A 25,051-nucleotide genomic window follows, 5' to 3' on the forward strand; every position below is an offset into this window, starting at 1 on the left:
CGCATCAGCTCATCGCCGGACCATTCCGACCGCGGCTAGCGCGGCGAGCACGTTGCTCAGCCTCCCGGCGCCGTTCCGCCTCGACGGCCAGCTGGAGTGCGCGCTCACGGGTCATTCCGACCGGGGTGACCGTTCCTCGCTTGTAGGGCCCGGTCGGCGCCGTGGGTCGCATTGCGGGATCGATCCGCATGCGGGACTCGAAGATCTTTCGGCGTTCTTCTGGCGTCGGGCGCCCCGGCTCCGGATGGAGGAGCCTCCACAGCTGCTCATTGCCGCGACGCTCCTTGTACAACGCCTCGAGCCGGTCGGGACTTGCCCGGCTCAGAGCGGAGAAGAAGATGTTCGCTCGCTGCTTCGCAAGCCGCTGCTCTGCTGACGACGTTTCGTGAAGGCGCGGCGGCGGAAGGAGCACCCGCGTCGGTAGCGGCACGTAGTTCCGCTTCGCGTCCTCGCGGTAGAGGCCGAGCAACGACTGAGTGCGCTGCTTCGCGAGGGCCTTCTCCCTCCCGTACCCGAGCCCGCGCGCTTCGCGGATGTGCTCGCGAGCGATCCAGTCGCGGGACTCCCACAGCACGAAGCTGAGCTTGGCGTCATAGGCGCCCTCATTCAGTACCGCTTGCAGCCGCTCGGGGCTCGCCTTCTTCAGTCCGTTGAAGAATGCCTTCGCCTCAGCCTGGTAGTTGAGGGTCTTTGGAGCTACGACGAGCATCAGTGCACCGTGCCGTCACGGTCGGCTCGGGCGATGCGCCGGTGAAGCGCAGCTTCCTCTGGCAGGGTCCGGCCCGCCGTTTCCAGGTGTCCGTTCGCGCAGCCTTCGGGCTTGTAGTGGCGAAGACGGGAGCGGAAGTACTCGAATCGCTCATGCCAGCCGAGGGGACCGTGTCCGCCGCTGTCGGCCTCTTCGAAGGACACCTCCCAGCTGCTGAACAGTGCGGAGAGCTCCTCCACAATGCCCTCGTGGAGGTACCAGCAGTCCGGAATCAGCCGGGCCGGGATCGTGTACCGAGTGCAGAGCCAGGAGACCCATTCCGCGAGCAATCGCCAGACCTCACGCTCGCGTTCGTCCGACAAGGACCGCCAGTTGACGACACCGAAGTACTCGGGCTCGGGCAGGGCCGGCCAGGTGTCGAATCCATCGCCGACCTCGTCCGCGTCGCCCAGCGCGAATGGCGCCCGGAACTCACGCTCCGCGGCCTGACGCCATCCGCCAGTCTCAGCCATGCGTCTTCCGACGGGCTTCGGACTGCTCGGTGAACACCTGCCGCTGAGCAGCCTCCGTCGATCGCTTTCCCGCGACGATCTCGCGAGCGTCGCGACGCGTGGTCCAGCCCTCGACGTCGAGGAGGACGCCTCGTCGGTTCCGGTAGCTCAGCAGGCCCATACCTTCAGGGAGTCGGCGGAGTTCATCGACCGTCAGGACCGGCTCCAACTGTCGCTGTTCGGAGCGGGTCGTACCCGTCTCGCTGCGGCTGACGGACCCACGGTTCACCTGACGCTGGCCGAGCATGCTCGACACGTCCTGCAGGTGCTTGATGTTGGACGACCCGCCGAGCATGAGCTTGGCGATGGCAGAATTCCAGATCGTGTCAGCCTCGCTCTCCGACCACCGGGACTTCGCCTGCGACAGCGACTGGAGCACGACCATCGTCGAGATCCCGATACCGCCACCATCCGAGAGGATCGTCGGCAGCTGCGGCCAGGCGAACATGTTCGCGATCTCGTCGAGGATCAGCCCGAGCGGAGGATCGAGACGGTTCCCGGGCGAGGCCAGCGCCTTCCGACGAGCGGTCTCGACGATGTCGTCCAGTACCGCGCCGAGGAATCCACCGACCGCCCCCGCGCCGGTTCCGGTACCGATCAGATAGATCGTGTTCGAGGCCGCGAGAAACTCGTTGACGTCGAGCGCCTCGTCGAGTGCAGGGTTCATCGCATCGAACACGGACGGGATCGCCAGTGGACGAAGCGCCTCCGCGACGCCGAACCACTTCGAACCGAGCAGCTTTGCGTCGCCTTCGATCACATCCGCAAGACCCATGGCCCACCCAGGTGCTCCAGAGTCCGCGAGTACATCGACTGCCCGACCAGCCAGGACGGGGCTCATTCCCCAGTCGCGGAGTGCCGTCGTGCCGCCGCCGCTGAGCGCTGCCGCATGCAGCAGCGCAGCGAGGAGCGTTCCTGAGGCACCTGCCCACTCCTGATTGGTGGAGGAGCGTCCGAGTGCACTGCCGGCAATGATCGTCCGGGCTCGTTGCTCGGCGACGAGTGGGTCAGCGCAGCCGGTCACCGGTGAGATCCGGAGGGCGGAGCGAACGCCTGAGAGCTGCTGCGGGTCGAAGACCGTGACGGTTCCGCGTTGCGCGCGGTGTGCCATCGTCGCGGCGAGGTTGTCGTTGCGGGTGGAGGTCGTGACCAGCGGGCCGTTCCAGTCGAGGATGGCGGAGATGATGACTCGCCAGCCTTTGCCGGAGCGGGGTGGGCCGTCGAGGAGGAGAGAGTCTTCGATCGAGACGTAGACGTCAAGGCCACGCGAGGTGCCGATCCGCCAGCCCACATCATCGGCGGCGGGATCCGCGAGCGTCGGACGAAGGGTTCCTGCCCTGCGGAGGAGCGCCCGCTCGGAGACCTGTCGCCGCACCTCACTGCGTCCGGCCAATCCGTTGCGCCGCAGGAGCTGCGACCGGAACCAGCGGTCGGATTCACGGAACGACAACCATCCGGCTAGACATAGCGCGGCGACGATCGTGAGCAGGACCACCATGCCGATGACCGTCCAACGGGCGCCATCCGTGGAGACGATGCAGCCCCCAGCCGGTGTTGCGGGAACCGAACCGCTGGCGACCAGTAGCCCTGCCGCGGCGAACGGACCGAGTCCAGCCGGCATCTCTCCGCAGCTCAGCAGCACGAAGACCATCACCACGGCGCCCGCGATGCCGATTGCGGTTGCAGCGATGGCGATGATGCCCAGGAGAACGAGCACGAGTCGGTCGGTCATCGGGGTGCCGCTCCGGGCCCGTCGGTGCGGAAGACAGCCAGTTCGCCAGGTGTGCAGTCGTTGCGGACCTTGGCTACCCGTTCCGGCCCGATCTGCCAAAAACCTTCGCCACGACGGAGTTTGCGAACAAGCTCGGTCTGTGTCCGGTTCCATCCGAGGACCTGCGAACTGCGCTCGAGCTCTCCCGTGTGCTGCGCGTAGTTGACGCGCGTGTCGCAGTCCGCCAAGAGCCCGAGGGCTTGAGCGTGCAAGGCGGACCCGCGATCGCCAAGCGCGTCGAAGTCGTTGATGCGGTGGATGAGGTAGCAGTTCGACCGCCTCTTGTGACGAGCGGTCTTCTCATCACTGACCCGTCCGACGAGATCGCCACCGCCTGCGACCTCGTTGAGCAGCGCGACGGCTGCCTCCTCGTGCACGATCAGCCGCGCCTGGCCAGGACCGGCCGGGGTGCCCCGCTCGATCCAATCGGTCGTCGCCAGGCGGAGAAGTGCTTTCGTCTCCGCACTCGCGCGCAGGAGCTCTGAGGTGTCGACGGTCAGCATCGGTGTGCTCGCATCGAAGGCAACCGTCGACGGGCGATCCATGAGGTCGGCGAGATCGCCGACCGTGACGCGACGAAGGGCGTGGGCGAGCATCTGGCCGCCCGCACCGATCTCCTCGGCGATGTGGGACTCAGGGTGACGCAGAGCTTCCCAAACCATCGGCACCAGCGCGGTCGAGTTCGACCGGTGCACCTGCTCGAGCGCGAGATCGATAGCCGTGTGCTCGATCTCGCTGAGCTCCGTCGTGTTCCGGAGGATGGCGACCATGGCCCGCACCTTCGCTCGCTGGAACTGCAAGACTTCCTGCGTCCAGTCGGCATCGCTCACGTCGGCGCGGCGGGGTCCCGGATCGAGCGGGTTGATCCGGGCAGTCTGACCGGGGCCTAGGCGCATCGTCACACCACCGACGTAGGCGGCGACGCGTGTCCACTCGCCGTTCGGATCGTGCGGCACCGCAACCTTCCGACCCAGTCGACACAGGCGCGTGCTGAGGGCTTTCGCGAGCACGGACTTGCCGCTGCCCTTCACCCCGAAGATCGCCATCGAGTGCGAGCGAACGACACCCGCGGCGTAGGCCTCCCACGGGTCGAAGCAGAACGTGGACCGAGACAGCAGGTTCGGGCCGACGTAGGCGCCGGCCATGGGTTCGCCGCTCTCAGCAAGGAAGGGCAGCGCGGCGCCGAGGGTGCGTGACGAGGCGCGGTGGACCGGCGCAACGACACCCGCCCGTGCGCGGAGGTTGTACAGCGTCTTCCATCCGCCGGCGGGCATCGAACTTGTCGGGAGCGCGTCCTCAGCGAGGCTGTCGCGCCACACATCCAAACGGGCCAGGGTTCCAGGACGACGTCGACTCATCGCTTGCCCACCGGAGTAGGGAGCGCGGTCGACATGAACGCCGCGGCCTGTTGGAAGTACATCGCAGCGAGCGTGACCCTGGCCGGCTGCGCTGATTGCAGGATCGAGGCCGATGCGCGGGTGAGGCCGTCGACGTCGGCGGCCGAGACGGTCACGAACCCGCGGAACTCCATGTCGGTGAACCCGTCAACGATGTCATCCTCGCGTTCGCCGAGATCCTCGTATTCGCGATCCTGCTCACGGGTGGTGATCATCCCGCGTCGCTGACGCAAGCCTCGTGCGACCTCGAGGTCGACCTTCGCTCGCCCCACCTGACTCAGAGCCTTGTGGGTCGGTACCGGCCGCACGCTGAGGGTGAGCACCCGCGTCGCGTCGCCTGAATAGAGCAACTTGTTTAGGAACCCCACGCTGATTTCGGAGCGAGGCCACTCGGCGATCCAGTACGTGCGGTGGACCGAACCATCGATCTGCACGTGATCCCAGCGCTCCTCGATGCCCATCACCGGAGCGAGTCGGTTCGGGCCGTCACTCCGCGACTCTGCTGCAAAGCTCGTCGGGTTCATGGCGAGTGCGAGCATCTCGTCGATCGCTTCGATGTCGAGCCAGTTCCGGAGCTCGACGCCGATGGCTTCGAGCGAGTCACGCATCTGCTCGACAAGGTCGGTCACGATGGCAGCGATGCCGACGAGGCCGCCGCCAGAGTGCTTGATCGCCGACCGGAGCGAGCGCAGGTCGCAGGTAGCGGTCACCGTGTTGGTGAACTGCATCGATCGATCAGCACCCGCGGTGATCAGCGTGTCGTACTCCGCTCGGACCGCTGGGCTGACGGTCGACGGATCGGTTCGATCGCGTTCCGATGCGTAGCGCGCGAGCTCGTCGGCGGGTTTGGCATCGACACGGATGCGTGCCGTCGCATCGACCAGCCCAGGGAACGCCTCGAGCCCGCTCATCCATCCGACGAAGCCGTCGTAGGCCGCTTGCTGGACGCCTTCGTCGAGCAGCGGCCACGCGGAGCTCAGAACGTCGACCGAGAACGAGACGAGCGATCGTTTCGGGTCGAGGATGAATCCGCCCCGACCTGGCACTTGGACGAAGCGCAGCGATCCGTGCGCACCGGGAAGGCGATGGCGATGGATCTCGCGTGGGCCTTCAGCCCCGCGCCGCGTCGTTCCGATGTTCAAGGGTTCGTCCTTTCGTGAGTCCCACACGTCGCGCCTGAAGCTCGTCTGGAGGCGATGCCGCCGAGAGGCGTACGTGAGCACACGCCAGATGAGCGCGAGACCGGACTCGCGATGCCAGGTCCAGCTGCCGACGGCGATCGAGAGCGCTGCAGGCCAGATGCCGATGCGCCAGTAGCCGTCCCAATCGATCAGGAGCCAGATGACGGAGATCGCGGCCGTCGTGCACATGACGATGAGCTGGGGCCAGCTCAGACCGAGGAACGCGCCGCGTCGCTCGCGCTGGGCAAAGCGGACGCGGGGGAGGGCCGGCGAGTTGGTCATTTTGCGAGAACCCGTCCGAGGACGCGCATGGCGTTCTGGGCTTTACTCGAGACGTGCGGTCGCGGCTGGAGGGAGTTGCGGACTTCGTCCCCGGCGAATGACACCAGGCGGACCGCCCACAGGGGAGCGAAGGATGCGGCGAAGACAACCCCAGCGGCGACGATCACGACGCCGAGATCGGTGGAATCCGTGACCAGTTGGATCGAGAGGACCAGGATCGCCGCTGCCAACGGTTCAGCGATGACGAGGCCGATCGTCAGGTTCGCCCATCTCGTCGCCCAGACGGCGAACTTCGGCTGACCGATCATCATGAGGCCGATCGGCGCTGTCGCAGCGAGCGCGACGAGCGAGAAGGAGCGGATGGACATCGAGACGTAGAGGAAGAGCGCGGCTAGCGCCATGATGGCGAGGATGAGCAGGACCACCGTGTACTGGCCGATGACTGCGTTCGGGGCGAGCTTGGCGGTGGTCATGGCCTGGGCGATCGCGCCATCGTCGGCCGGGACGGAGACATCAGCGACCACTCGGTATCCGAACATGCGGAGCAGCGCGTTGCCGAGGCTCTGGTCCTGGACGGTTGCGACGAGTGCATCGGTCGTCTCACCGCCGTAGGTCACGAACTGCCTCATCACGTACACAGCGGCGACGCTGGACGGCACTGCGACAACGAGGCCGACTGCGACCTGCGCGATCCGCCGGCCGTCTCGCATGATCGCCGCCGGCGCGAGCTGGAAGCAGGCCACGATCGAGATGACGAGTCCCATCGTCGCGACCCAGAACCAGAACTGGCCGTCGGCGATGGTCCAGCTGGACTCGCCGGGACGGCTGCCGATGAAGGCATTTGCGAGCATGTCGGTCATGAAGTCGCCGAGGCCGATGATGCCGCCGCCGATGAAGCGTGCCGCAGACTCCTGCGCCAGACAGGGGATGTCGGCGGGCCCGCAGCCGAACTGGGGCACGCCGAAGTCGTCCGTCCGGAAGCCGCTCATACGATCTGCAGCCCGATGCCGAAGTTTATGAGTGCGGTGGTGCCAGCCGCGATTGCGGCAGCGGCGACTGAGCAGAGAACCCCCGCGATCCCGACGGACTTCAGTGCTCCGTTCTTGATGAGCCAACCGAGCGCGATGCAGGCGGCAGCGAGGAGCACCCCGATGCCGCAGAGGATGAGTACGACGAAGAGGATGTTGCCCGCAAGGTCCTGGATCGCCTTCGATCCAGGACCAGCCTTCGGCGTGATGTCGGGGATCGTCTTCAGGAGAAGGCCGCCGGCGTCCGTGGTCCACAGGGACGTGATGATGAATTCACCCACGGTCTTCACTCCGCGTGGACCGGGACGGAGAGGGTCAGCGGGTCACGCTGCGAGGGAACATCGACGACGAGATCCAGCGTGGACACACCGAACGGCACGTAGTAGGCGAGTGCGAAGCTCGTGCTCAGGTGGTTCGGCAGAGACCAGTTACGACCGCGCCCCTGCGCGCCGGCCGGACCCCACGGGACTCCTGCATCGGCCGCGAAGTCTGGTCCCTCGTTGGCGTCCAGTTCGGCGGTGTCGCCGAGCCCGACCCAGCTCGTCTCCCGGACGGTGAGGCCGCTGAGGTCGAGTTCACCGAAGGGGACGAAACCGTCGAGCGAAACCTGGATGACCGTCACGAAGCTGCCGGTCGGAAAGCGCTCCGTTCCGCCGGGCTGGCGCAGGAGGCCAGAGTCCTGAGTCGAGACGTAACTGCCGAGTTCGTAGACGGCGACGCCGAGGTCGGAGGTGGCTGCGCGAGCCACTGGCTCTCGATCCGGGGCTGTCGCGGACGGTTGCGTGGGTGACGTGGACGGGGCTGTGGACTGAGATGCGGTGTTGGCATCGATGCACCCGGTCAGAGCGATGGCCCCGACGGCAAGCAGTCCTACAAGCAGCGGTCGCCGCATCAATCCTCCCGAGAGTTCGCGAGGACGTGCGCGTCCTCGATCGCTCTTGGAGTGCCGCGGGCAGACCTGCGGACCTAGTTGCGGCGACGGTAGGGAGCGAGGTCGAAGGATGCACCCGATGTCGCTTGGGCGGTGTTTCGTCGGCGAGCAACGTGTCTGATGTAGAGCGATGCGTTCCCAGCAGCAGCAGCCCAAATGATGGCGAAAACCAAGGCGCGTGTTACGGGATCCTGATGTGCGTCGTGCAGCAGAACAGCGGTCCCGAAGAAGGAGACGACGATCTGGCTGATGACCCAGCCGCCCCAACGGCTGAGGATGACCACGACGAGCACGATTGCCAGGAACGGGAGCGGGAGCAGGAACATCCAGCCGCGCAGCTTCATCGGTTCGCCCAGGTCATGCAGTCGACGCTAGGCGCGGTAGCGGCCCCGCCTCGGGCGAGGACGGGCGTCTGTGGATAACTTCCCGACTACTTGGACGCTGGTCCAGTCCGGCCTAGGCCAAGCTCGACGCCGAGATCCCGGTACCGCTCGGATACGACCTGTTCGAGGACGACGTACTCGTGCCGGTGGCGTTTGCCGTCAGGCTCCTGGATTGGGTGGGCCTCGATAACTCCCAGTTCACGCAGCGTTTCTAGATGGTCCTGCACCGTGACGCGGTTCACCTCGACGAGCTCGGCTATACGTCCCCGCGTGAGCGGGCCCTCCGCTAGCAGTCTCGAGAGGATCGCGAAGTTCACCGGTTCGCCGAGGGTCGCGAGTGCACTCCGCGCATCGTCGGAGAGGTTGGGGCGAGCGACGCGGGGCATGGGGTCATTGTGCACGGTCTCGGACTGGTCCATGATTTAAGGATGGTTAAACCGTTTTCATCGGAGGAGGAACGCGATGTCGACAAGACTTCGAATGGCGGGCATCGTCTATGGCGACGTGCTGCCTGAGGAAAGGTCAGTGGGCAGGCCCGTCGCGTCCTTCCTGCTCGCCGACAAGCAACTGTCGCTGGACTCGGGCGGCGGGATGCAGCAATCGCTCATTCCCTGGTGCCAGGTTGTCTGCAGGGGTCAGGATCTCGTTGGTGACGCGCTGCAATTGCGCAGCGGTGCAAGAATTATTGTCATCGGACGCCTTCGCATCTTGAAGCCTTGTGACGTCAATCACCCGTCAGACGCGGTCTTGGTCACTCTCGAGGCGAATAGATTGAGTATGCGCGAAAGCAACGTACACACTGACACGACGCAGTTACGCCAATAGAGCCTCGCGAGGCGGGATAGTTGCGGAAGGCGCTCATGAGCGTCGAATGCCGTTGAACAGAACTAATCGGGATAGATCATTGGGTATTTGCCCTGCGTTCCAAGTGCATGTATGAGGTCGCCGACAAGTCGTTCAACAACGACATGGGGTTGCTCGCTGAGCTCTGCGAACGAAGCGGTGGTGATCTGCTGGAAAGTATCTTCGTTGTAGACCGGGCTCTGACCTCGGTAGAAACGATCCTCCCTGTATGCACGTGAGCCAGCCAACCCGTAGACGTGAATACCGAGGCCCCACTGACCTCGATATTCCAGGCGTTCGGCTAACGCGCAGGCTGCTCCAACCAAGCGATAAGACCACGCCGCGACGCTCTCATCCATGATTATGAGCGAGGGTCCTATTCGGTGTACGTCTGCTTCGTAGACCACCCGGGAAGCCAGAAAGCGCGCCGCGCCAGAAACTTGAATCTCGATGTCCGAGGCGACCTCCTGCTTCCAAGGGTCCTCAGCGCTGATAGTCCTTCCCTCGTCCAGATTGGTTCGTGCAATGCCGCGAGCGCGGCGCTCGACCCGGTGTAGCTCGCCGAGCTGTGGGCTGAACGCCGAGAGCTCGGCAGGAACGAATGACTCGGCCCGCTGGGTGATAGCCAGAATAGTTTTGGGGTCCTCGCGGACGAGCTGACGAGCAAACCCGGCGGGGGCGTAAAGGGGCTCCACTGCTCCCAGCAAGCGCGCGCGAGAGCCGTTCGCCGGGTTGCGAGCCAGCTCTTCCCCGAGGGCATCGAGCGTGTGCCGAGCAGCGCCTGTTCGCTCTCGCATCAGGCGATATACCTCTGCGTCATCGAGTCTGCGGCGGGTCTTCTCGCCACGTCCGTAGTACCGTCCGCTCACCATATGGAGCCTTGATCCGCTCATTGGGATGTCGATCACCACGTAGCCGTGCGATCCATCGGCGTCGGACCGGACTGCTTGTGGGCGGATGTCTAGGGCCGGCCTCAGACGATTGGCGGCGATCTGCTCGATCCGTTCCACAACACCCTCCAGAGGTACTGGGAACAACGCGAAGACGTCTTTCTGGCTCTCCTCTACGCCGATGATCAGGCATCCTCCATCGATGGCAAACGATGCAAGGTCTGCAGCAATTTCTGCACGTTCCCGATCAGAGGTTCCGAGCTGGCGCTTGAAATCGATGATGTGAGACTCTCGTGCATCTCCGCTCGTCACTAGAGATCGGAGGTCAGACTCAGTCTCAACGCGCCAATTCATGCTGCCCTCACCGCGCTCTGGTATGCATTGAAGGGAGCTCCAGGAGCGGACGAGAGTGGGGGCACCGGGATCGTCGGACGGCTAGCGGATCGAGTTGTGCGCATGTTGTGGAGACTACCGCAGTCAAGGAATTTAATGGCCGTCTAGGGGCACATCCTGCAGAGTCTCTAAAGGAGTACCCCCGGTACTCGTGTGCATCAAAATCAACTTGTCGGAGTCGGGATACCAAGCTGCCGTACAAATCGACTTACGGTGCTGCGCCTGGGTTGCCCGTCCCAGTTCAATGTAGTCGGTGACCAAAGTAGATACACTTGTTCTCTTGCCCGAGTGATTCCGACATAGAATTTGTTCCGTTCCTCGGCCATCTGAAGTTCGTCGTCGAACGAGCGATAGAACGGTATTCGCCCGTCATTGCAGTCTGGTATGAAGACGTAGTCGAACTGCAGACCTTTACCGGCAGGGAGAGTGGTCACGTATACGCGGCCCTCCCGGAGACGGCGCCCTGCTAGCTCCTCCACAGTTCCAAGGGAAAGCTGTTCGTCGCGCAAGCTCGCTAACAGTGCGGTCAGACCGTCCGCCGCCGCTGTGCGGGCGTCTTCAGGTGCCTCGTCGAACGCGTCCAAAACTCTCCCGAGCACCTCCCTGGACGCGTCTCCCGGCCTCGCTCCGATAAGTTCTACAAGCACCTTACCCTTGGTATCAGGGTCTACGCCGGGGGCTAAGTGGTTCAACTCATCAATAACGCTGCCGATGTCGGCCCCCGGACCCGGGTTGAGGATGGCACCGAGAGCTCGCTCGAACCAGTCCGTGAGGGTGGACTCCCAGTCGACGTCTTGCCGAACCCACGCAGGGATTTGATGACCCTCGAGGGCTTCAGCCACTTCTTCTGCCATGGAGTTAGTTCGACATAAGACGCCAATATCCTCTGCATTCGTTCCGCCTGCTGTTAGCTCGGATATCCGACCGACGATCGCCGAAAACTGATCTACGAGGGAACCGGGGATGTACAAGGCTTGTACATCGCCGCCCGTTCGCGTCGTGGTCACTCCTTCACTGTCGTCGAAGAGCCGACGGCTGACTTGGGCGATCACCTCGCCGCACCGATAGTTGGTCAGAAGCTCGACCATTTGCACATCGGGTCGCGAGGCTAGATCGATCAGTAATTTGGAGTCCGTACCGGTCCACCCGTAGATGGCTTGGTCAGCATCGCCCACTGCAAAAAGCTGGCTACAATCTGAGCCTTCTTCGAAACAAAGCTGATAGATGATGCGGTGTAAACCCGGAGCGAGGTCTTGGTACTCATCGACATATATCCCCTGAAACGCCGCTCGAAGCGCATCCCTCACGTCTGCGTGAGCGTCAACTATGCGGACAGCATGTTCGATGATGGCGGAAAAGTCGACCACGTTCTCGTCGCTCATCAACTGCTGGTAGGCATTATGTGCTTGAACAGCAACGCCTGTCAGGTTCCACCGGTCTTGGGAGGCTAGCTCGGTGCGAAGTTTCCGAACTGTGGCTTGGAGGAGGTGATCAGATTCAATCCCTGACTCTTGCAGGGCTCGGGCCCACAATTCATCGGCCTCGTGGCGCTTCAGTACTCGCGCATCTCGGAGTTGGGGGTTTCCGCTGACTTCCGAGAATGGACGAACTATGCGGTTCAGTGCGAATCCATGCACGGTTCCAATGAACAGGTTGCTTCGTTTATCGGAACTAATCTCTCTAAAACGCTGCGCCATCTCAGTGGCAGCTGCATTCGTGAGAGTGATACAGGCGGCGCCGCGCGGAGCAGAGATTTGAGTCGATAGATCGCGAGCTAGGCGTGTGACTAGTAGCTTGGTCTTGCCGCTACCGGGAGGCGCGATGACCGCGACGTGGCCACCGGCCGCCATAGCGTCTTCCTGGCGTGAATTAAGTGGGTGTAGGTCTGGCATTACACACCTCGCAGGTAGGACAACGCTTGTGCAACTGCCGAAGGGGCTGTCAAAGTCTCAGCCGCTAGGCGCTGAGCGAATCGGCCCTTGCCCCCTGAATGACCGATCTCAGACATCAGTTGCGCTCTGGTCGGGCTTCCGCTCCAAGAGTTGATTCTGGCAGGCGAATTAGTTGTGCCGAGATCTAGGAGCACTGCCTCGATGACTTGTCTGTTTCCCGTAGTTCGGTATAGGTCCAGCTCGAGCGTATCCTCGCCAACAAATAGACCATTAGCAGAGTTTGCTCCGCTCGTCCCCAGTGCGGCGGCGAGATTATCGAGTCGAGAACTGCCGGCGCTAGCTCCGTTCTCATCTGGATCTCCATCGGTCAGCACTGCGAATGGTATCCCGAGCGCAGCGCACAGCCTTGCATATGAAAGGAAATGTGTTCCGTGTACAGCGCAAATCGTGACGCCTTCCTTATCGAGTTCGTAGCCTGTGCTGTTTGCGATCGCTGGTATCAAAATTTCCTCGGCGTAACCCTCCACAAGGAGGACCTTCGTAGCGAAGACCAGCTCGGCCTTGGTCGCGTTCAGGTAGCGGTTCATGTCATCCCATTCGCGATCGGACAGGGCAGCGGTAGCGGCGCGATGTGCGATTGTCCTGTCTGCCGAACGTGAGAGGCGCAACAGGCTGCGTACGTCGACGTCACTGACGAGTTGTGGTGAGTGCGTGGTGATGAAGACCGATGTCAGGGGTGATTCTATGCCGAGCGCGCCGAAGACACTGCGTTGTAGATGTGGGTGCAGGTGGGCTTCTGGTTCCTCGGACAGAACCAAAGTGTGGCTTACCTCTTTCCCTTCCAGTCGGGCTTCGTAGCCGAGCTGGAGGAGGACGAAGTAGAGAATGTTCAAGGAGCCTAAACTGGCCGTGCTGAGTGGACGAGCTGCTGCACCGTCCAGGTACAGCAGGAGGCCCTTAATTACCTCGTCGATCTGACGCGGAACTGTACGTAGGGTCGCTTTGACGGCGTGTCGTGCGCCGACGCTCGACTCTAGTCGGTCAGCAATGTTCTTCTCGAGGCCCTGTACCCGGGGGATAGATGCGACAGCGTCATTGGCTTCTTCCAGGAGGGTGTTGATGCGTGTCGCATCGTCGACCGGCACATCACCCATCACCCGCTCTAGCAAAGATCGAAGGGGCGAACGCCGCCAGGCCCGCAGGTCGTTCTCTGCATCTCTGAGGGCAGACGTGAAGGCTACGAAGATCTCGTCTCGTAAATCGGCGGGCACGCGTGCGTTGTCCGAGCCGTCGCGAAAGTAGACTCCGTCGGAGTAGGCACCGTCCTTCTTAGGATCAGGCGCCCACTTGTATGTAAGCCTCGCCACGGGTGGGTTGGTCGAAACTAGGCCGCTCCCGACAGCAGCCAGAATGCGCGTGTCTTTACCCAAGTCGTCAAGGTCGATGGAGACTCGGATTTCCTGACCGTCTCGCATCGGATCACCGCTTTCTGAATCGAGTCCGTCCCAGAAGTCACTGTTCGAGAGTCGTCGGTCGGCGTATGGCAAGCTCGGGTCGAGCACAAGACGTACAGCGTGCAGGAGATTGCTTTTGCCCGCACGATTCTCGCCGACGATGACCACTGTTCGGCCCAGCTCGGTATCGAGATCTGCGAGATTGCGGAAGTTGTGCGTGTTGATTCGTCCGATGCGCATGTGCCAAACCTAGCGCTCTGCACACGTCAGGGTGATTCAGGTGCCCCGCAGGGGGCCACCCCACTACCGCGCATATGCCACGTCGAGATGAAGGTGGTTGCACACGTCCTCGAAGCTATAGAGGTGTTCGAAGTTCGTCTCCGTCCTGCAGTTGGACTGGCCCGCGCGCGACCCAGGTGCAACTAGCGGGTCGATGGTAGTAAGTAGCTGCATCGAGAGGTTATCCCCGCCTGTTATCGGGGCTCCTTCGAGCGCATAGATGTCGACAGCCATTCCGCCACCTTCACGGTAGTGGGACGAGTTCTCCCCAGCACCCTCTAGCGAGCCGGTGCAGCGGCGATTGAGGTCCGAGACTGCGACCTGCTCGAAGGTATTCAGTGCGACGAGCAGGATCTGCATGATGCGGGAATCGACCCCGCAGTGCGCGTGGGCGGTACCGTTCGCGATGTCGCGCAGTTGCTGCAGGTAGTCGCTACCGACGAGACGCCCTTCGTCCATGGCTGAGACGAGGCGAAGCGCGAGCTCACGGTTGTCGCCGTCGACGGGCAGGTAGTTGCAAGACTTGCCGATGGTGAGGTCCTCCGGAGGGAGGCCGGGCTCAACTGTCGTGAGCGCGTTGCGCGCGGCGGCCTCGGCTGAGGAGACGGTGGGCCCCTCGACGTGGATGCCGATGGTGGACAGCCACCATCCGGCCGGCTCGTCGATCCAGGATGGCTCGGTCATGATGCCGGGACGATTCGGTCCAGCGCCTCCGAGAACCAACTTGGTTGCAGCCGCAGGATCCTGCAGCTCTTCCGCAGAACCCCACCCGCCCCGAATCGTCCGGCGATACACACCGAGCGGCGTGTCATCGGTAATTGTGGCGGGGTCGGCGCGCGTCATGTTCGACGCCGCGTAGGCGGCCGTCAGCGCGGCGAGCTTCGCCTTCGGCTCGGGGGTCACCGTCGCGACAGCGCTGATGACTTCGCGGACCAATACTTCCTCGGCGACCGGGAGCGGACCGGTCGCTCGGCTGGAAGGCGCGCTGCCGGGCGCCATGCAGTACGCCTGCCGCAATGCGCTGCCGGCGGGAACGAACATCGAGATCGCAAGGGCGGGCAGAGCAGCGGCCGCAATCACGATCCCGAGCAGCGCGATGAGCACGATCGCCAGGATCTTTCGCGGTCCGATCGCAACCACCACCTTGATGGCCAGCAGCGGAGCAGCCATCAGATGGTCTCCCCGTCGAGGATTCGAGAGGCGAGAACAAGGAGTTTCCTCACATGCGCGATCCTGCTGTGAACGCGGTGCTTGCTCAGCCCGGTGACGGATGCCACGCCGGCGGCATCTCGCAGCATCGCGGGTTCGAAGACGGCGATCGAGCGCAGACCATCCGCCTCGGGGATGCACTCGACCGCGGTCTGTCTTGTGTTCGGGTAGCCACGGTCGGCCAGACGAAGCGCCGCGCGAGTTGTCCACGCCGCCGCGGCTATGTTCTCCCGGGCCGTTCGGATCGCTCTGGGCGAGACGTTGAGCCGTTCCACGACATCGTCGCGCGCCTCATCGGTCAGCATCAACTCCAGTCCGATCAACCAATCCCGCTCGGACACCGCCTCGCGGACCCAGGCGATACAACGCCTCATCTCGAAACGGTGGACGAGCAAGTCCAGGGGATCGCTACCGGCCGCTGGGCGGTCGGTGTCGACGTCGATGGTGAACCGCCCGCAGTGAACGGCGGACTCACGTCGGATCGCGAGAACGACCTTGGCCGCGATGCCCTGCGCGTACCGCCCGAATGACCCGCGAGCCGGCTCGAAGCTCTCGGCTCGACGCCACGCGATGACGCGGATCTCTTGCATCGCGGTATCGATCTCGCCGGGCAGGCCATGCTGGTTGAGGACCCGAGTGACGTACCCGCGTGTCGACTCGACGGCTGCGAGAAATACGTCCAGACCGATGCGATCGATCGCGTCCGACGACTGGAGCAGTAGCTCCCGATCGACGACATCGCAGTCCTCCGATGGCATCGATTTCACTTCACGCTGAGTCACGGTCACGGTCCTCTCGCCATCCCGGGCGTTCCTCGCCACAGGTGCTGCACACCTCGAGGAACGTGCCGATGAAACGATGCCCGCGAGCACCGCACTCGGCGGCCGTTGGTGGGCGACTGCCTAGGCGGCGAGGGCCAGGCGGGGTTTCCATCTCGACCGACACTTCGTCTTCAGAGACGCGCTCGAGCCACCGCATCGGTTCACGCTCGATCGAACGGCCGACGTACGCGACGGGGTCACCGATCGGTCGGGCGGCTGCGTGGATAACGTCGACACTGGCAGCGAGGAGGTCCAGCCGTGCCGGTTCGATCGAAGGCGCATTCCGAGCAAGCCACGATCGCAACCGGGCGAGGCTGAGCCCTGGGTGCAACGCTTGGAGGGCGAGCTCCAAACTCGCGACCGAAGAAGACTGGTCTTCTAGTGATTGGTCTTCATTAAGCGGCGGGGCAGCCGTCGCTGGTTGAGCCTCGGAGGAAGACCCGACGTGGTTCGCCGCAGGTACAGCGGGCGACGGTTGCAGCATCGGCGTGCGAGTCGGTGTCGTCTGGGCGACAACCGCACCGGCACCCTGAACCCTTGGCGGATTATCAGCCGAGGCCAGAGGCACACGCTCTACCGCCGCGTTCGGCTGTGGGGGATCCATCAGGATCAGCAGGACCCTTCGGTGCCCCGCGATCGAGTTGCCGTGAGCGTCGACCGTGCCGGCCGGGTGCCGATGCTCCTCGACCCGCAGGTACCCTGCGGCTTCCAGCTTCTTCCGTGCCGCACGGAATGCATCCTTGCCGAGCCCGAGGTCAGATTGGGCGCGTGACTGGGTGATCCTGTAGGTGCGCTGATGGGTGACGAGGTAGAGCAGGAGCGAGAACGGATTGCCGACGATCCTCTGGTCTCGCGCCCACCAGTTCCGGTACTGACCGTACTCGCGCTCGAACGCGAACTGCGGACGGATGAACTCAGCTTCGGTGACTGGGAAACCGTTGGCAGACAGGGACTGTTGCTCGGCGCTCACTCGCTAGCACCTTCCGTCTCATCGAATCGTTTCGCAGCGCAGGGAGTGATTCTCGTCGCGAGCCAGGCGTCGAGATCTGCGGGGTAGTAGACGGTTTTTCGTCCATGTTTGAAAGCGGGCGGGCCTTCTCGCTTCGACTGCAGGTTGTACATCGTGCCTCGGGACAGCCCGCAGTAGACGGCGGCGTGAGATGTATCGAGAACCATGCCCGATCGGTTCTCGGGCTCTACGAGCGCGCGAATGTCAGACACCACGGTCGCCTCCAGCCGAACTCCGATCTGCGGGAAGCAATTCTGACCTGCGGCACCCCAGTGCCGTGGCGATTCGGTCGAGCTCATCCACGGTGAAATCCAGCTCGCCGGCGAGCTTCAGCTGTAGATGACCCGGCGGGATGTCAGCGACATTCGCGGCGTCGTGCTGAGAGAGATCGTGAGTCCACAACATGCGTTGGACATGTTCGGCAGTGCGCCGAGTGAGGGTCTTGGTAGCCATTCGGTCACCATAGGAACCGAACGGCAACCCTGTCAAATATTAAATTTGTGCCTGTGTATATCTGTTTGCTACGGTCTCCGTATGGCTACTCCCGGTCGATTCAATGCGGCGGTCGCGGCCGCGCTTCGCGATGCGAGGACCGCTCGAGGGCTGACGATCGATGATCTCGTTCGGACCTCTGGGATGGTGCGCGCGACAGTGCTGCGGTACCTCAACAACCAGCGGGAGATTCCGATCTCGGCGCTCTACACCCTGGCCGGCGCGCTTGGCGTCGAAGCACATGCAATGGTCGCGGCCGCAGAAGCAGCTTGCGTGATGGACACCGAGGGCGAGAATCGAATCCCTCCACCGCCCATCGAGGTCGCTCGGCGTCTCCGACTCCTGGTCACAGCTCAGGCTCGCGGACGGGGATCTTCGGACGGGTACACAGAAGTCTCGACTGCGCTGGCTGATCGGGGCGTCGTCTTGACACGCGAAACATGGGCGGGCCTCCTTGCGGGCAAAGAGACGGAAGCTCCATCGACGGTTCTCCAGGACCTCGCAGAAATGCTCGGTGTCGACCCGGTCTATCTCCGAGGGAGTCGCGCGGACAGCCGAGTGGAAGCCATCGATGCGCAGCTCGAGTTTGCCCGCGCCGCCCACGATGCGGGCATTGATGCGATCGCCGCTCGCGCGATATCGGACGTCACTGCTCAAACACTGAGGGCTGTGACCGCTGAACTCGACGCGGCTCGAACGTAGACGGCAACTGCAGCAAAGGAACACGACGGGGAATCGTGAAGCACACACTAGGGGACATGCCGCGTCAGCTGCGGGCAGAGGAGGCGTATCGCAGCGATGCCTGCGCTTCCGTCACTTCGCTCGAAGAAGCTATCCGCCACGTCGAACGTGTCCGAGGCCTATCCATACGCACCAGGCCCCTGCGCGCGTTAGGCGACACCTCGGTGTGTGGTCTCCTCCTTGTGGAGGGGCAGCGGTGCACGATCTTCCACGCGCCGGCGTCCTCAGCTATTCATCGACTGCAGTGTCTCCTGCACGAGCTGGGGCATCTCCTCCTGAGGCACGACCTGTTGGCGCAGAGCGCGCCGACACTGACCCGGTTTCTCCCGGACGTGCGGCTCGAGGTGGGCGACCGCTTGTTCGGCCGTGCCGATCTGTCAGACAGGGACGAAATCGAAGCCGAACGGCTGGCCGATCTTCTTGCGGCCGGAATCCGTCAGCGACCGCAACACCCGATCGGTCTCGAGGAGTTCCTCGGATGAGCGCTGCGATCATCGCCGGTGCGATGTGGTCGTTATCCATCGTGCTCCTGATCACGGCCCGTCGTAGGCGGAGCCAGCGCATTCTCGTCGCCGCCAGCCTGATAGCCGCGGCTCAGACGCTGAACGTGGACGATGTCTACTTTGCAGCCGATGCCGTGATGGGATCTCAGAACTGGATGATGCTGCCGGCCAACCTCCTCCAGGTGTGTGGGGTGGCCGTGCTCTCTACGGCGATCCAGGGATCGGTCGGCGCGGCATCGTCGGCGAATCGGCGCTGGACGTACGGACTCCTCGCCTTGACGGCTTGCGTGATGGTCGGGTCGTTCGGCTGCACCAGCACGACGACGACGACTGGCTCGTTCATGCGCGAGTACGGTGCTCAGCCTGCAGCTGCCGTCTTCAACGGCGTCGAGATGGCGTTCATCGGAGGGGTGCTTGGGCACGCGGGCTGGGTACTGGTTCGGTTCATCCCCGCAGTCTCGGACCGGATGTTCGCGCTCGGAATCTGGTTGCTGATTCTGGGGTCTGTCTCCGCCGTGGGCTTCACGTCTGCGGCCGTCGTCATGGACATCGCTCATGTCGTGGGAGACGTGCGGACGATGGATCTCGGACGACGGCTATACGGATCGTTGATGACGGCTTCGGTCCTGCTGTTGTGCGGAGGTTTCTCTGTGTTGCCGCTTGCGCGTCGATCTGAGGGATGGCGTCGCAGTAGACGTGTGAACCGGCTAATGGCAGGGGTCGAGCGTGTGTGGAAACGTGTCACTCCCTCGGACGTACAACGCCGACAGGAGTTCGACTACTGGAGCTCGGAGATGAGGCTGCATCGCCAGGTCATCGAAATCGAAGACGCGCTCTTGGCGTCCCCAGGGGAGCATGTGCTGAGTCGACGGGAGTCTTGTCTCATGCGTTCGGCCCAGGTCTGCCTCGCCCGACTGGCCCAGTTGGAACTCGGCCGATGAGCCATTCGGGCACTCTCGATATTCGAGCAGGAGGCTTGCCGCAAACGAGGATGACGGTGCGGGTCGGCGATGACTGTGGAAACCCATCATGACCAGGCCTCCACTGCCTCTCGAAACCTGGGGCAAGATCAATCGAGCTGAACGCGACGGGCGACCGGCCGCGATTGCGAACTATCGGGATTCGGATGGCCGCACTCGAAGAGTTCAGCGCACCGGACGGACGTATGCCGACGCGGAACGGCGCCTCCTCGAGGCACTCCGAGACCGCCTTGCCCCCTCAGGCCAAGACCTGACTCGAGAATCGACGCTCGGGTCGTTGGCTGATCGATGGATCGAGAGCGTGCGGCGTGAAAGACGCGCCGCTGCGACCATCGCAAAGTACGACGCCACGGTCGCCCGTCATGTTCGGCCCCTTGAAGACATACGTCTCCGAGAGGTGTCAGTACCGCGGCTACAAAGGCTCATCGACAGCATCTCGGACAGCTCCGGTCCCGCCGCTGCGCGGATGACGAAGGTCGTACTCACCGGCATGTTCGACCTCGCGGTCCGGCTCGGCGGTGCCGACTCAAATCCCGCGACCCCGGTGAAGGTACCCAGGGTCGTGACGCCGGCCGTGCGGGCCCCTACAGTGGACGAAATTCAGCAGCTCCGGGCGGCCTTGCGGCGCTGGGACGAAACCAAGACGTCTCGAACCGATACACGGCGTGACCTGTCAGATATTGCCGATGTAATGCTGGGAACCGGCGCGCGCATCGGCGAGGTGCTGGCCCTCCGCTGGGCGGATGTCGACCTGGAGGCGAACACGCTGACGGTTCGGGCGACAGTCGTGCGGATGCCCGGAGAGGGACTGGTGATACAGGAGCACCCGAAATCTCAATCCTCGGAGCGGAAGCTGCACCTCCCTCAGTTCACAGTGAAGGTCCTCGACCGGCTGAGCGCCGAGAGCTCAGGCGAGCTTGTCTTCCCCTCGCTCAATGGCACACCTCGGTGGCCGGAGAATATCCGCACCGCCTGGGCCCAAGCTGTTGCGGACACGCCAGTGAGTTGGATGACAACGCGAGTCTGTAGGAAGGCAGTAGCTACCCTCCTTGCGGATGAGCACGGTATCGAGGCAGCGAAAGAACAGCTTGGCCATCACAACTCGTCAGTGACGAAAAAGCACTATGTGCCGCGACAACTCGAACGACCGAACGTGTCGCCCACCCTCGATGGGCTTGCGTGATGCGTGGCGCCCGCTGTCTAGCAATCACTGATTCCGAAGGTTGCCGTGGCTGCGCGGCGCGGTGAGTGATTGCCGCTAACCCAGCTGGCAAACATCCTTCCTTGGCCTGCTACCTTCTTGTGTCGACCACGGTGCATGTTCGCTGTCGCTATCGTTGTACCTATTCCGAGCGTCACTTCCCCCGCCTGGTCTCGCTGCATTTGCAACTGGTGACCTGATGGCGCTCGTTCTACGAAGGAGAATAAAACCCCATGGCACAAAAAATCGTCACCACTCTGGTCGATGACCTTGACGGCTCAGAACTGAAGCAGGGCGAAGGAAAGACGATCACGTTTGGTCTCGAAGGGTCGACGTACGAGATCGATCTGTCCGAGAAGAACGAGAAGGCGCTGCGCGAGGCGCTCGAGCCGTTCGTGAAGGCTGCACGAAGCTCGTCGCGGTCCAAGGCGGCCAGCTCCACCAGCGCGAACCGAAGCAACAAGGAGGAGCTCGCGGCTGCACGAAGCTGGCTCCGTGCCAACGGCCACGATGTCTCCGACCGCGGCCGCATCCCCGGCGCGCTCCTCGAGAAGTTCCGCGCTGCGGCGAAGTAGGACGTGGGTCCGGCCTTGGGCGCCACGCGACTGTCGAGCGTGGCACCTAGCGCCGACCAGCAGGGAGGACTCTTGTGGGATTGACGCTCGGTGCGATCTTGCTTGATGCCGATATCGGACTCGCTGACGCACTCGTGATCCGCCACACCTACGTGCGCGAGCACGAGGAGAGCGGGCTGCGTGGAATCCACGGAGACTCGACGGACGACGAAATCCTCGAATACACGCGAAACCAGTCTCCGGATTCAAGACGGTTCCCGATCGCACCGCCGCCGCTCTGGGTAGTTTTCATCCGCGAGGGAGGCGACCGGGCGAGGCTCTGGTCGGTGGTAGAGAACCTCGGCGAAGTCGGGCGTACGGAGCACCTCCGGACGTTTGATCTTGTCCAGTCCCCGCGCATGCACGACCTCCGGGATCGACTTGTCATCGGTTGGCGGTCGCCGCGCAGTTGGCGAATGAATGCCACTACCGCAGCCAGCTATCCCGTGGTCGAGATTGCTGACGCTGAGCCTCTGCCCTTCCCAGGATTCGACAGGATCATCTTGAGTTACGACCAACTGCAGGCGGTGACGCGCGAGCCGAGGTACGCGTCCTGGCGGACCGCTCTGGCGTCAGTCGTCGGGATTTACCTGATCACCGACACCCGAGACGGCCGCCACTACGTCGGGAAGGCCGACGGCGCGGAGAGTATCCGCCAACGTTGGAGTTCGTATGCGACCAACGGGCATGGAGGGAACACCGGGTTGCGCGGACTCGACCCCACGAGTTTCCGGTTCTCGCTATTGCGAGTGTTCGACCCGGCCACGCCAACCCAGGTCATCGACATAGCCGAGAGTCACTTCAAGGTGGCTCTCGATACGCGCGCACACGGGTTGAACCGGAACTAGGCGCTGCCCCAATTGGATGGGCTCGCGCGAAGACTGATTCAGGATGACGACGGATTGCCATTCTGAACGAGTGCAGCCACCGCCATACTGGCTGAGTGCCTTCCGGACTAACGACGCCAGACCAACACGAGCCACCGCTGCTCTATCACTACACGAACGCGGGTGGTCTGCAGGGCATCATCGGGAATCGCGAACTCTGGGCGACGGAGTCGAACTACCTCAACGATCCATCCGAGATCAGCTTTGCCAGTGTTGAGCTGCTCAGGATCCTCGAGGAGATGAAGCGAGCCGGAACTGAACATCCCGATCGCGCCGAGCATGCCATCGAGCTTCTGAAACGCGCGTATGTGGACCCCAACTCTGCGTCCCAGTATCAAGAGGACCGTGCCTTCATCACGAGCTTCTCTCGATCCGATCAGAGCCTTACCTTGTGGCGGCTCTACAGCGGGCGGAATGGCTTCAGTATCGGTTTTGATGAGAATGTGCTCCAAGCATGGATCGGCGCTCCGACGCCCGCTGACTTCCCTCAGGAGTTCGAGGCCACCGACCAAGAACGTCTTCGGGCGTACAACATGAATTTCCACATCGAAACGCGCGTAGAGGAAGTCTCTTACGACTCTGCCCGGATTCAGGAAGTCGCTGAGATCATCATGACGACGCCCCTCGTCGTTGGCGAGCCGTTCGCGGATGAGGCACGCTTACGGTTGACGCTGAGAGCGGTCGCGGGCGTCAAACATCATGCTTTCGCCGACGAGAAGGAGGCTCGCCTGATCGTCCAGGCCGTTGGTGACTTCGCAGCAGACCCAAGTGTTCGAGTTGCCGCAGATGGCAGCCTCGTCGCCTATCGCAAGGTCGCCATACCGTTCGAGGCCGTACGCTCCATCACGATCGCCCCTGCGGCGAACGTGCAGCGAACCGAACACGCGCTGCAGTCTCTGATGCGAACTGGAGGGCGAGGCGCCTGGTCGCATGTTGAGGTCCGGAGCTTCGACGTGCCGTTCGCATGGTGACGCAGGACAGTAGAACAATCGAATTGAAAACGGTGAGTAAACGGTGAGATGGCGGATCTCGCTCGAGGCACGCCCTCAGGGCTGATCGCTTAGATCGTTGGCCTGATCAGGCATTTGGAGCGGATGACGGGAATCGAACCCGCGCTATCAGCTTGGGAAGCTGAAGTTCTACCATTGAACTACATCCGCGTGGCGCCGGAGCGTCCTGAGTAATCGTACATGACCCGGCGGGCCTCCGTTCGGTCCCTGAGCTCGTCGAAGGGTGGGGTGTCCTCGTGTGCCCTTCGACAGGCTCAGGGACCGGGGCGAGTGTTGGCTCAGGGACCGGGGTTCGGCTCAGGGACCGGGGTTGGGCTCAGGGATCAGGGATAGCTCAGCGACCGGGGTCGGCTCAGTGAGCCGGGGGTGCGCGGAGCTAGGCTGGTTCACCGTTCCCCGAGCGGGACGGGATCGAGGGTGTGACGTGAAGCGCAGTGCAGGTGTCGTCGTGGCCGGCCTCGCCACCGTTGCCGTCGCCGGGTTCGGGGTCGCGAGCGCGATGGTCGCCCGACGCGTCATCGGGGCCGGACGAGTGCACTACAGCGAGGTGTTGCCGACCTCGTCGCCGACGACCGTGCGGCTCGAACGGAACGCTGCCACCGCGCTGCCGGGACGGTACGGGCTCGAGTTCGACGACGGCTCGCGGGTCATCGTCGGACCGGTGATCGGCCGCGAGACGACCGACGGGTCCGTGATGCGAGCGGTCGTCAACGGCCAGGTTCCCGCTGGGACGACCCGTGCGCGGTTCACCGGGGCGGCTGTGACACCCGCGGACTTCGGGGTGGACGAGGCGCGCGTGCCGAGAACGCCGTCGGGGGCATGGCGGTTCGACGGCGATGCCGACAGCGCCCGACATGACGACACCTGGGTCGTGCACACCCACGGACTCGGGGCATCGCCACTGGCCACGCTTCGCTCGGTGCAGGCCGTGCGGCGGGCGGGTCTGCCGTCGCTCGTCACCTGCCTCGGGTCCGCGTTCGCCGAGCGTCGCTCCGGGGCTGACGCCACGGACGTCGACCGCGTCATCGCGGCCATCGACGACGCCGTGGTGCTCGGTGCTCGACGGGTGATCGTCTGCGGCTGGTCCTACGGCGCCGCCCTGAGCCTCGCGGCGGCACGCGAGCGACCAGAGGTGGTGCAGGGCGCGATCCTCATCTCGCCGATGCTCGGCCTCAGCGAGACGGTGCTGCACGCGGCCGAGGTCGCCGGCGTGCCGCGGATACTCGTGCGCTCGGCGCTCGCCGTGCTCTCGGCGCCGGTGCTGGCGCGATTCGCCGGGGTACGCGGCGCGGTTCCGGTCCGCGCGCTGTCCGCCGGGCCGATCGACGACCTGCCGACGCTCGCGATCCACTCGCCCGGCGACACGACGATCCCCGTGGAGCTCACGCGGGCCGTCGCTCGGCGGTCACCCTCGTTCGAGCTCGTCGAGGTCGACGCGGCACCGCACGGGTTGGAGTGGAACGTCGCGCCGGAGGCGTTCGAAGCGGCAGTGCGGGAGTGGCTCGACGCGCGCTGATCGGGTGAGGCTCGGTCCCTGAGCGAGGTGCTCCTCGGTCCCTGAGCTTGTCGAAGGGCGGGGTGTGTCCGTGGTGCCCTTCGA

27 protein-coding genes and 1 tRNA gene are annotated in these 25,051 nt (G+C 63.6%); 9 read left to right on the plus strand and 19 right to left on the minus strand.

Annotated elements, in window-relative coordinates:
• Positions 1–4: 4 nt before the first annotated feature.
• The 10 genes from BIU99_RS13465 to BIU99_RS13510 form a co-directional block, all read right to left on the minus strand.
• Positions 5–709, minus strand: coding sequence for a hypothetical protein (locus tag BIU99_RS13465; protein WP_071261663.1), 705 nt, complete (start codon positions 707–709; stop codon positions 5–7).
• Positions 709–1,221, minus strand: a complete 513-nt coding sequence (locus BIU99_RS13470; protein WP_071261664.1) for a hypothetical protein — start codon at positions 1,219–1,221, stop codon at positions 709–711. Before BIU99_RS13470 ends, BIU99_RS13465 begins: the two co-directional genes overlap by 1 nt.
• A complete protein-coding gene (locus tag BIU99_RS13475) occupies positions 1,214–2,992 on the minus strand; it encodes a type IV secretory system conjugative DNA transfer family protein (RefSeq protein ID WP_071261665.1) in 1,779 nt (592 codons plus the stop codon). The genes BIU99_RS13470 and BIU99_RS13475 overlap by 8 nt, the downstream gene beginning before the upstream one ends.
• Complete coding sequence (locus BIU99_RS13480) at positions 2,989–4,389, minus strand: helicase HerA domain-containing protein (protein ID WP_371263806.1); 1,401 nt, start codon at positions 4,387–4,389, stop codon at positions 2,989–2,991. The genes BIU99_RS13475 and BIU99_RS13480 overlap by 4 nt, the downstream gene beginning before the upstream one ends.
• The gene (locus BIU99_RS13485; protein WP_071261667.1) at positions 4,386–5,891 is read right to left on the minus strand and encodes an SCO6880 family protein; all 1,506 of its coding nucleotides are present in this window, start codon (positions 5,889–5,891) and stop codon (positions 4,386–4,388) included. The genes BIU99_RS13480 and BIU99_RS13485 overlap by 4 nt, the downstream gene beginning before the upstream one ends.
• Positions 5,888–6,880 (minus strand): hypothetical protein, encoded by a 993-nt coding sequence (locus tag BIU99_RS13490; protein WP_071261668.1) that lies wholly within the window; start codon positions 6,878–6,880, stop codon positions 5,888–5,890. The genes BIU99_RS13485 and BIU99_RS13490 overlap by 4 nt, the downstream gene beginning before the upstream one ends.
• On the minus strand, positions 6,877–7,200 hold the full coding sequence (locus tag BIU99_RS13495; protein WP_139205451.1) for a hypothetical protein: 324 nt from the start codon (positions 7,198–7,200) through the stop codon (positions 6,877–6,879). The genes BIU99_RS13490 and BIU99_RS13495 overlap by 4 nt, the downstream gene beginning before the upstream one ends.
• 5 nt (positions 7,201–7,205) lie before the next feature.
• Positions 7,206–7,667 (minus strand): hypothetical protein, encoded by a 462-nt coding sequence (locus BIU99_RS13500; RefSeq protein WP_071261670.1) that lies wholly within the window; start codon positions 7,665–7,667, stop codon positions 7,206–7,208.
• 218 nt (positions 7,668–7,885) lie between these two features.
• Positions 7,886–8,194 (minus strand): hypothetical protein, encoded by a 309-nt coding sequence (locus BIU99_RS13505; RefSeq protein ID WP_071261671.1) that lies wholly within the window; start codon positions 8,192–8,194, stop codon positions 7,886–7,888.
• Positions 8,195–8,280: 86 nt separating this feature from the next.
• On the minus strand, positions 8,281–8,652 hold the full coding sequence (locus BIU99_RS13510; RefSeq protein ID WP_071261673.1) for a helix-turn-helix domain-containing protein: 372 nt from the start codon (positions 8,650–8,652) through the stop codon (positions 8,281–8,283).
• 43 nt (positions 8,653–8,695) lie between these two features.
• Here BIU99_RS13510 and BIU99_RS13515 point away from each other — a divergent pair, with 43 nt between their 5' ends.
• Positions 8,696–9,058, plus strand: a complete 363-nt coding sequence (locus tag BIU99_RS13515) for a hypothetical protein (RefSeq protein ID WP_139205452.1) — start codon at positions 8,696–8,698, stop codon at positions 9,056–9,058.
• A gap of 62 nt (positions 9,059–9,120) precedes the next feature.
• On the opposite strand, the gene BIU99_RS13520 is transcribed toward BIU99_RS13515, so the two are convergent.
• From BIU99_RS13520 to BIU99_RS20000, 8 genes are all read right to left on the minus strand, one after another.
• Positions 9,121–10,278, minus strand: coding sequence for a helix-turn-helix domain-containing protein (locus tag BIU99_RS13520; RefSeq protein WP_139205453.1), 1,158 nt, complete (start codon positions 10,276–10,278; stop codon positions 9,121–9,123).
• Positions 10,279–10,523: 245 nt separating this feature from the next.
• Positions 10,524–12,251: an ATP-dependent helicase gene (locus BIU99_RS19445; protein WP_083397357.1), complete on the minus strand. Its 1,728-nt coding sequence runs from the start codon at positions 12,249–12,251 to the stop codon at positions 10,524–10,526.
• On the minus strand, positions 12,251–13,945 hold the full coding sequence (locus BIU99_RS19450) for an ATP-dependent endonuclease (protein ID WP_083397358.1): 1,695 nt from the start codon (positions 13,943–13,945) through the stop codon (positions 12,251–12,253). Before BIU99_RS19450 ends, BIU99_RS19445 begins: the two co-directional genes overlap by 1 nt.
• Positions 13,946–14,008: 63 nt before the next feature.
• Positions 14,009–15,154: a hypothetical protein gene (locus tag BIU99_RS13525; protein ID WP_071261677.1), complete on the minus strand. Its 1,146-nt coding sequence runs from the start codon at positions 15,152–15,154 to the stop codon at positions 14,009–14,011.
• Positions 15,154–15,975, minus strand: coding sequence for a sigma factor (locus BIU99_RS13530; protein ID WP_139205454.1), 822 nt, complete (start codon positions 15,973–15,975; stop codon positions 15,154–15,156). The genes BIU99_RS13525 and BIU99_RS13530 overlap by 1 nt, the downstream gene beginning before the upstream one ends.
• A complete protein-coding gene (locus tag BIU99_RS19455) occupies positions 15,962–16,984 on the minus strand; it encodes a hypothetical protein (RefSeq protein ID WP_083397360.1) in 1,023 nt (340 codons plus the stop codon). Before BIU99_RS19455 ends, BIU99_RS13530 begins: the two co-directional genes overlap by 14 nt.
• The gene (locus BIU99_RS20440; RefSeq protein WP_083397361.1) at positions 16,981–17,322 is read right to left on the minus strand and encodes a helix-turn-helix domain-containing protein; all 342 of its coding nucleotides are present in this window, start codon (positions 17,320–17,322) and stop codon (positions 16,981–16,983) included. The genes BIU99_RS19455 and BIU99_RS20440 overlap by 4 nt, the downstream gene beginning before the upstream one ends.
• Positions 17,228–17,476 (minus strand): XRE family transcriptional regulator, encoded by a 249-nt coding sequence (locus tag BIU99_RS20000; protein WP_175484403.1) that lies wholly within the window; start codon positions 17,474–17,476, stop codon positions 17,228–17,230. Before BIU99_RS20000 ends, BIU99_RS20440 begins: the two co-directional genes overlap by 95 nt.
• An 81-nt stretch (positions 17,477–17,557) precedes the next feature.
• On the opposite strand from BIU99_RS20000, the gene BIU99_RS13535 reads away from it, so the two are divergent.
• From BIU99_RS13535 to BIU99_RS13565, 7 genes are all read left to right on the plus strand, one after another.
• Positions 17,558–18,217 (plus strand): helix-turn-helix transcriptional regulator, encoded by a 660-nt coding sequence (locus BIU99_RS13535; protein ID WP_175484404.1) that lies wholly within the window; start codon positions 17,558–17,560, stop codon positions 18,215–18,217.
• Between the two features lie 56 nt (positions 18,218–18,273).
• Complete coding sequence (locus BIU99_RS13540) at positions 18,274–18,738, plus strand: hypothetical protein (protein ID WP_139205456.1); 465 nt, start codon at positions 18,274–18,276, stop codon at positions 18,736–18,738.
• Complete coding sequence (locus BIU99_RS13545; RefSeq protein WP_071261682.1) at positions 18,735–19,700, plus strand: hypothetical protein; 966 nt, start codon at positions 18,735–18,737, stop codon at positions 19,698–19,700. The genes BIU99_RS13540 and BIU99_RS13545 overlap by 4 nt, the downstream gene beginning before the upstream one ends.
• Before the next feature lie 88 nt (positions 19,701–19,788).
• Complete coding sequence (locus BIU99_RS20445) at positions 19,789–20,922, plus strand: site-specific integrase (RefSeq protein ID WP_083397362.1); 1,134 nt, start codon at positions 19,789–19,791, stop codon at positions 20,920–20,922.
• A 251-nt stretch (positions 20,923–21,173) separates the two neighbouring features.
• Complete coding sequence (locus BIU99_RS13555) at positions 21,174–21,515, plus strand: Lsr2 family protein (protein WP_071261683.1); 342 nt, start codon at positions 21,174–21,176, stop codon at positions 21,513–21,515.
• A gap of 74 nt (positions 21,516–21,589) precedes the next feature.
• Positions 21,590–22,402: a GIY-YIG nuclease family protein gene (locus BIU99_RS13560; protein WP_071261684.1), complete on the plus strand. Its 813-nt coding sequence runs from the start codon at positions 21,590–21,592 to the stop codon at positions 22,400–22,402.
• Positions 22,403–22,497: 95 nt separating this feature from the next.
• On the plus strand, positions 22,498–23,412 hold the full coding sequence (locus BIU99_RS13565) for a DUF2971 domain-containing protein (protein WP_071261686.1): 915 nt from the start codon (positions 22,498–22,500) through the stop codon (positions 23,410–23,412).
• A gap of 115 nt (positions 23,413–23,527) precedes the next feature.
• On the opposite strand, the gene BIU99_RS13570 is transcribed toward BIU99_RS13565, so the two are convergent.
• Positions 23,528–23,601 (minus strand) — tRNA-Gly (locus BIU99_RS13570).
• Between the two features lie 274 nt (positions 23,602–23,875).
• Between BIU99_RS13570 and BIU99_RS13575 the strand changes: the two genes are divergently transcribed.
• Positions 23,876–24,967 (plus strand): alpha/beta fold hydrolase, encoded by a 1,092-nt coding sequence (locus BIU99_RS13575; protein WP_071261687.1) that lies wholly within the window; start codon positions 23,876–23,878, stop codon positions 24,965–24,967.
• Positions 24,968–25,051 lie beyond the last annotated feature (84 nt).

The sequence above is a fragment of the Plantibacter sp. MMLR14_011 genome (genome assembly GCF_001865025.1).
Lineage (GTDB): Bacteria > Actinomycetota > Actinomycetes > Actinomycetales > Microbacteriaceae > Plantibacter > Plantibacter flavus_A.